This window comes from Pseudomonas sp., from assembly GCF_028293835.1.
Classification (GTDB): domain Bacteria; phylum Pseudomonadota; class Gammaproteobacteria; order Pseudomonadales; family Pseudomonadaceae; genus Aquipseudomonas.
In genome coordinates, this window is the sequence record NZ_JAQGNX010000096.1 from 1 (window position 1) to 6,026 (window position 6,026).

The window sequence follows — 6,026 nt, forward strand, 5'->3', positions numbered from 1 at the left end:
GCTTGCGCGAACGGGCCATATTTTCTATGCCCATCTGTTCGGCCATTTCGAGCAGATCGGTAATCGGCTTTTGCTTGAGTTCAGTCAGGTTCATATAGGAATGACGTAATCATGTATGGAGGGGGAAATTAAGCTTTTGGCTTAATGAGGCCGCGCCGCAGAGAAGGCGACAGGATCGCGTACTAATTCGAAAGGAGAGCGTCGGCGACGGCTAGCAGGGGGCAACGGAGAAACCATTGCGGGGCCGAATGTAACACCGGACTTTCAGCGAGTCTAGTCCCGGCCCCATAAAAAACCCCGCTATTTGCGGGGCTTTAGATGCATCAGATGTTGCTGTCGAGAAATGCGGTCAGTTGCGACTTCGACAAAGCACCTACTTTGGTAGCAGCGACCTCACCATTCTTGAACAACATCAAGGTCGGAATACCGCGCACGCCATGCTTGGCCGGGGTTTCCTGGTTCTCGTCGATGTTCAATTTGGCGATGGTCAGCTTGCCTTCATAGGTGCCGGCAATTTCGTCCAGAACCGGGGCAATCATCTTGCAAGGGCCACACCACTCAGCCCAGTAATCTACAAGTACAGGGCCGCTCGCTTTGAGGACTTCGGCTTCGAAGCTGGCGTCGCTGACGTGTTTAATAAGGTCGCTACTCATGAAAGTCTCCGAGGTCGTAGGCAATAAATCGTGGCCCATCATAGCGGGACTACACGCGTACAGGAAGCTGAGCGTGATTGACTCTTGCTATGGTCCTGCATGATTCAGGTAATCGCCGAGCGCCTTCACGTTGCGTAACAAGCACAATTGGAGTGCGCATTGGCGCGCCAAAACAGGGCGCTACGCCCTGTAAAGCACCACCGTCGGACGCCTGTATACCGGTGGATCCGGCGCATTACCGGCTGGCAAGGGCGCTGGCATGCGCTGTGCACTGATAGGGACATGCCTTTCGAACGACTCGGAGTCTTCCTATGAACAAGCGCTACTGCGCCCTACTCACCGCCCTGTTTGCGAGCCTGATGCTTGGCCAAGCGCCAGCCTATGCCAACGGCCTTGATGATGTGATGAGCCGAGGCGTATTAAAGGTCGCTGTGCCGCAGGATTTTCCTCCGTTCGGCTCGGTCGGTCCCGACATGCAACCGCGCGGCCTGGACATCGACACCGCGCAACTGTTGGCTGATCGACTGAAGGTCAAACTGGTCCTGACCCCGGTCAATAGCACCAACCGCATTCCATTTTTGACCACGGGCAAGGTCGACCTTGTGATTTCTAGCCTCGGCAAAAACCTCGAGCGCGAAAAAGTAATCGATTTCTCGCGGTCCTATGCGCCGTTCTACCTGGCTGTTTTCGGTCCTCCCGATGCGCCCATCAAAAACCTGCCTGATTTGGCAGGTAAAACCATCAGCGTGACCCGTGGCGCGATTGAAGATATCGAATTGACTAACGCGGCCCCGGAAGGCGTGACCATCAAGCGCTTCGAAGACAACAACTCAACCATCGCCGCCTACCTCGCCGGGCAAGTCGATTTGATCGCCAGCGGCAACGTGGTCATGGTCGCCATCAGCGAGCGCAATCCCAAGCGTATCCCTGCACTCAAGGTGAAACTCAAAGATTCGCCGGTGTACGTTGGCGTGAACAAAAACGAGCCCGAACTGCTGGCCAAGGTTAACGAACTGCTTACGGCGTCCCTAGCTGACGGTGCGCTGGAGAAGAATTCCCAGACGTGGCTAAAACAGCCGCTGCCACCTGGTTTCTGATTCGGAGCGCCCGCCATGGCTTATCACTTTGATTTCATACCGGTCCTGCAAAACGCCAACCTGTTGCTGCGCGGGGCTTTGTTCACGCTTGAATTGACGGCCATCGGCACGCTGTTCGGGGTTGGCCTGGGCATTGTTGGCGCGGTGTGCAGGGCGTGGGATATCCGTCCGTTCTCGGCAATCTTCGGCGTGTATGTCGAGCTGATCCGCAATACGCCCTTTCTGGTGCAGCTGTTTTTCATTTTTTTCGGCTTGCCGTCGTTGGGGATACAGATTTCTGAATGGCAGGCCGCGGTGTTGGCGATGGTGGTCAACCTCGGGGCTTACTCAACCGAGATCATCCGTGCCGGCATTCAAGCGATCCAGCGCGGCCAACTTGAAGCCGCAGCAGCCCTGGCCATGAGTCGCGCCGAAGCGTTTCGGCACGTGGTGCTGATTCCGGCCCTGGGTAAAGTGTGGCCCGCACTGACCAGCCAAATCATCATCGTCATGCTCGGCTCGGCCGTCTGCTCGCAGATCGCGACTGAAGAACTGAGCTTTGCCGCCAACTTCATTCAGTCGCGCAACTTCCGCGCGTTCGAAACGTACATCGTCACCACGCTCATCTATTTGTTCATGGCCTTGCTGATACGCCAGTTACTGGCATGGGTCGGACGGCGCTACATATCGAGGAATGGCTGATGGATTTCACTCTTTGGGACGTTGTGCGCAACCTGCTCATCGGCCTGCAATGGACCCTGGCATTGTCGCTGGTGGCCTTTATTGGTGGCGGGATCATCGGCCTGCTGGTAATGACCCTGCGCATTTCCAGGCTGAGTGCCCCGCGCTGGCTGGCGCGGGTGTACATCGAGCTGTTTCAGGGCACGCCGTTGTTGATGCAGTTGTTTCTGGTGTTCTTTGGCGTCGCGCTGCTGGGCATCGATATTTCGCCTTGGCTGGCTGCCTCGCTGGCCTTGACCTTATTTACCAGCGCGTACCTGGCCGAAATCTGGCGCGGTTGCGTGGAGTCGATTGCCCATGGCCAGTGGGAGGCGTCTGCCAGCCTTGCGCTATCACCGCTGGAGCAATTGCGTTACGTGATATTGCCGCAGGCTTTGCGCATTGCCGTGGCGCCGACCGTGGGATTTTCGGTGCAAGTGGTCAAGGGCACTGCCGTGACCTCAATTATTGGCTTCACCGAGCTCACAAAAACCGGGGGCATGCTGGCCAACGCCACCTTCCAACCATTCATGGTCTATGGCTTCGTTGCCCTGGGCTATTTCCTGCTTTGCTACCCCTTGTCGCTCAGCGCACGCTACCTGGAAAGGAAACTACATGCCGCTGCTTAGAATTTCCGCCCTGCATAAATACTACGGCGATCATCATGTATTAAAGGGCATCGACCTCACCGTTGAAGAAGGTCAGGTGGTCGCAATCATCGGCCGCAGCGGTTCGGGAAAAAGTACCTTGCTGCGCACCCTCAATGGCCTGGAATCCATCAACGACGGTGTAATTGAAGTCGATGGTGAATACCTCGACGCAGCCCGCGCTGATCTGCGCAGCTTGCGGCAGAAAGTCGGCATGGTGTTTCAGCAATTCAATCTGTTCCCCCATTTGAGCGTTGGCGAGAACGTCATGCTCGCGCCGCAGGTCGTGCAAAAGGTGCCCAAAGCCAAAGCCGCGCAGCTTGCACGGGAAATGCTCGAGCGCGTCGGACTGGGGGAGAAATTCGATGCGTTTCCTGATCGCTTGTCCGGTGGCCAGCAACAGCGCGTGGCGATAGCTCGCGCATTGGCGATGTCGCCCAAAGTGCTGCTGTGCGATGAGATTACCTCGGCACTGGACCCGGAACTGGTCAATGAGGTGCTCAGCGTCGTGCGTCAGCTAGCCAAAGATGGCATGACCCTGATCATGGTCACCCACGAAATGCGCTTTGCCCGGGAAGTCGGCGACAAACTGGTGTTCATGCACGAAGGCAAGGTTCACGAAACCGGCGACCCGAAAATCCTCTTTGCCAATCCGCGTACGCCGGAATTGGCGAATTTTATTGGGTCAGTGGATCAACGCTGAAATAGACGGTGCCTCAGTAGAGCTGCCGAAGGCTGCGATTCGACCTGGAACCGGTCGTCCTCGCTATACCGCTGAAGGGGTGCCGGTCCCCCGCGACCCCGGCCTATCGCAGCCTTCGGCAGCTCCTACACGTTTTGTGTTTGCTGCGCGACAGCGCGGCGTCGGAGACGTGGCGGAACTTCTACAGGGCTTCGTGGCCAATCGGCTTGCCTCACACGACGCTTCGGTTTGGCGCCGGGAATGGGTAGTGCTCATCGATTTTATGACAAATCACTGGTAGCGATTTCCTAGCCGCACCGAAAGGCTCGATCTTTTCGATATCACCGGAAAAGTGCCAAACCCTTGAGCGTCGACTCGCCGATCGCCGGACTCCCCATCAAATTCGCCGAAATAATTTCGGCTAAAAATAAATTCTTTTGTTTCGCTATCAAACAGACGAAATATCAGTTTGGGGGGGATTGGTTGAGGCGGTGGATTCTCCGCTGCCGCCATCGCTCTTCGATGGCGAGCTTCCGGCTCAAAATCCTTCCAGTCAAAAGTGCGCGCCTCAGGTTTGGTCAGCAACCACTCGCCACGCTCGACCTGTTGCCAGACATAACGATCGTGAAAGACCATCGACCCGCGCCGCAACTCGGCCAGTCCTTCGATCTTCCGGTGCCCTGCTAAAGCTCTTTTGACTAACACTAATGCTTCAGCGGGAGAATAAACGTAGTTGTCCTCTCCCATTTTAAGTCTGAGACGATGCACCAGTTTCATGCCGACGCCCCATCGCGCCAGTAGTCGGAGCCCATCGTTCCGCAGACTTCATGAGTCGAGGTGATGGTTCGATAAGCAAAAGTGACAGATTCCAATTGGGTGACATGAGCAAATGCGGGATCCCGCCAATGCGGCATAGAGACATGAATATCGGTAATGACGGCGTCTTTAAATACCATGGTGTAAAAGTGCTCTTGAAAGCCATTGGGTGAAATCCGATACCAGTCCAGCGTGCACACGCTAAGTGTTTCACCCGTGCGCCACGCTTCAAATATCAACGGTGTCGCCTTATCGAACGCCTTGGTGATCGTTACCGGTCCATGAACGCGACCGCCTGATTGCGCCCCCTCCGGTCGACGAAAATGATGCTCAAACGACTCCACCAGAATTTGATTTTCTCGACCGATCTGGTAGTTATTACCAATTGACTCTAACGTCGAGCAGCCTTGGGTAATCAGGTTTTGTTTTTCGCCGACGAGGGTCAAGTAAGGTGGCATTGGCATAGGGGATATTCCTTGGCTTAGTGTGGTGTTGGGACTGTGTTAATTGAGGTGAAACTTGCACAATGACTGTGGCAAGTAAGGGCTGAATCTATTAGGCAGTACCCATGAAGGCGAGTCATGGATAAGGTGTCCAGGGCTTGGCAACTTCGAGGGTGATCTTGTAGCGCTCTTCTTCGGGGCGCTTGCGGTCTTTAAAACGATGCATTCTGAGCATGGCCTGATACTTGTCGCCGGCATACCAATACGTTTTGCCGCCCTTATTGGCATCGCGCAACTGAGCACGCCATTGGGGCGTATCAGCAAAGGGTGGATATTTTTTATGCTTCCTATCTATCCATCCGCCGCCACGCAATTGGTCCTGAAGATCCAGGACGACCTTTAAAGCATCATCGAGCAACAAGGGTTCCATCTGTGGAGACACTTGGATGTTTTGGATAACGTTGCCCTTGAATACAACAAAAACGTCGGAGCTTTTTGGCGTGATAAAGCCATATTGCGGGTCGGTGAACCGTAACTGCACATTGGACTTTGGCTCGCCGGGCCATAGTCCCCCACCGGGATAAGGTGAAGTAAAGCGGGCTGACGAATGCTTGAGCATCTCCTCGTAGGTTCCGCCTACCACCAAGGCGATCTCCCGCTCATATAACGACCGCGCGACGAATGCTGCCCATACCGATAGAACAATTAGACCAACCCAACGACGTTTATTCATCGAAAGGCGTCCAGGGTTCACCTACGCCTAGGATAATTCTGTACCGTTCTTCTGCGGGGCGGCTATCGTCCTTAAAGCGATGCACTGTGAGCGTGGCTTGATACTTGTCGCCGGCATACCAATAAGTTGTGCCTCCGTTAGCATCTCGCAACCGAGCACGCCACTCAGGCGTATCAGCAAAGGATGGAAATCTTTTCTCTAACTTATTGATCCATCCGCCGCGACGCCATTGGTCCTGAAGATCCAGCACGACCTT

At 55.1% G+C, this 6,026-nt stretch carries 9 protein-coding genes and 1 pseudogene; 4 read left to right on the top strand and 6 right to left on the bottom strand.

What is annotated here, in order from left to right:
- On the bottom strand, positions 1-94 hold a 94-nt coding region (locus JWR17_RS13095), incomplete at its 3' end, for a Rho termination factor N-terminal domain-containing protein (RefSeq protein WP_299832096.1).
- Positions 95-323: 229 nt separating this feature from the next.
- Positions 324-653, bottom strand: coding sequence for a thioredoxin TrxA (trxA, locus tag JWR17_RS13100; protein WP_299832085.1), 330 nt, complete (start codon positions 651-653; stop codon positions 324-326).
- A gap of 311 nt (positions 654-964) precedes the next feature.
- On the opposite strand from trxA, the gene JWR17_RS13105 reads away from it, so the two are divergent.
- Genes JWR17_RS13105 through JWR17_RS13120 form a run of 4 tightly spaced genes read left to right on the top strand, consistent with a single transcriptional unit; the run spans position 965 to position 3,799 of the window.
- Positions 965-1,750 carry a transporter substrate-binding domain-containing protein gene (locus tag JWR17_RS13105; protein ID WP_299832087.1) on the top strand — a complete coding sequence of 262 codons (786 nt, stop codon included), beginning with the start codon at positions 965-967 and terminating at the stop codon, positions 1,748-1,750.
- Between the two features lie 15 nt (positions 1,751-1,765).
- On the top strand, positions 1,766-2,431 hold the full coding sequence (locus JWR17_RS13110) for an amino acid ABC transporter permease (protein ID WP_299832088.1): 666 nt from the start codon (positions 1,766-1,768) through the stop codon (positions 2,429-2,431).
- Entirely contained in the window at positions 2,428-3,078 is a 651-nt protein-coding gene (locus JWR17_RS13115) for an amino acid ABC transporter permease (protein WP_299832098.1), read from the top strand. The genes JWR17_RS13110 and JWR17_RS13115 overlap by 4 nt, the downstream gene beginning before the upstream one ends.
- Positions 3,065-3,799, top strand: coding sequence for an amino acid ABC transporter ATP-binding protein (locus JWR17_RS13120; protein ID WP_299832089.1), 735 nt, complete (start codon positions 3,065-3,067; stop codon positions 3,797-3,799). Before JWR17_RS13115 ends, JWR17_RS13120 begins: the two co-directional genes overlap by 14 nt.
- 270 nt (positions 3,800-4,069) lie before the next feature.
- On the opposite strand, the gene JWR17_RS13125 is transcribed toward JWR17_RS13120, so the two are convergent.
- The 4 genes and pseudogenes from JWR17_RS13125 to JWR17_RS13140 form a co-directional block, all read right to left on the bottom strand.
- Positions 4,070-4,555 carry a hypothetical protein gene (locus tag JWR17_RS13125; protein WP_299832090.1) on the bottom strand — a complete coding sequence of 162 codons (486 nt, stop codon included), beginning with the start codon at positions 4,553-4,555 and terminating at the stop codon, positions 4,070-4,072.
- The gene (locus tag JWR17_RS13130; protein WP_299832092.1) at positions 4,552-5,058 is read right to left on the bottom strand and encodes an Hcp family type VI secretion system effector; all 507 of its coding nucleotides are present in this window, start codon (positions 5,056-5,058) and stop codon (positions 4,552-4,554) included. The genes JWR17_RS13125 and JWR17_RS13130 overlap by 4 nt, the downstream gene beginning before the upstream one ends.
- Before the next feature lie 115 nt (positions 5,059-5,173).
- A complete protein-coding gene (locus tag JWR17_RS13135; protein WP_299832094.1) occupies positions 5,174-5,770 on the bottom strand; it encodes a hypothetical protein in 597 nt (198 codons plus the stop codon).
- A pseudogene (locus tag JWR17_RS13140) lies at positions 5,763-6,026 on the bottom strand (hypothetical protein); the annotation flags it as partial. The pseudogene JWR17_RS13140 and the gene JWR17_RS13135, both read right to left, overlap by 8 nt.

Bases quoted from the DNA above. Each gene is read 5' to 3' on its own strand.
- trxA (WP_299832085.1), bottom strand. From the start codon at position 653: ATGAGTAGCGACCTTATTAAACACGTCAGCGACGCCAGCTTCGAAGCC.
- JWR17_RS13105 (WP_299832087.1), top strand. From the start codon at position 965: ATGAACAAGCGCTACTGCGCCCTACTCACCGCCCTGTTTGCGAGCCTG.
- JWR17_RS13120 (WP_299832089.1), top strand. From the start codon at position 3,065: ATGCCGCTGCTTAGAATTTCCGCCCTGCATAAATACTACGGCGATCAT.
- JWR17_RS13125 (WP_299832090.1), bottom strand. From the start codon at position 4,555: ATGAAACTGGTGCATCGTCTCAGACTTAAAATGGGAGAGGACAACTAC.
- JWR17_RS13110 (WP_299832088.1), top strand. From the start codon at position 1,766: ATGGCTTATCACTTTGATTTCATACCGGTCCTGCAAAACGCCAACCTG.
- JWR17_RS13130 (WP_299832092.1), bottom strand. From the start codon at position 5,058: ATGCCAATGCCACCTTACTTGACCCTCGTCGGCGAAAAACAAAACCTG.
- JWR17_RS13135 (WP_299832094.1), bottom strand. From the start codon at position 5,770: ATGAATAAACGTCGTTGGGTTGGTCTAATTGTTCTATCGGTATGGGCA.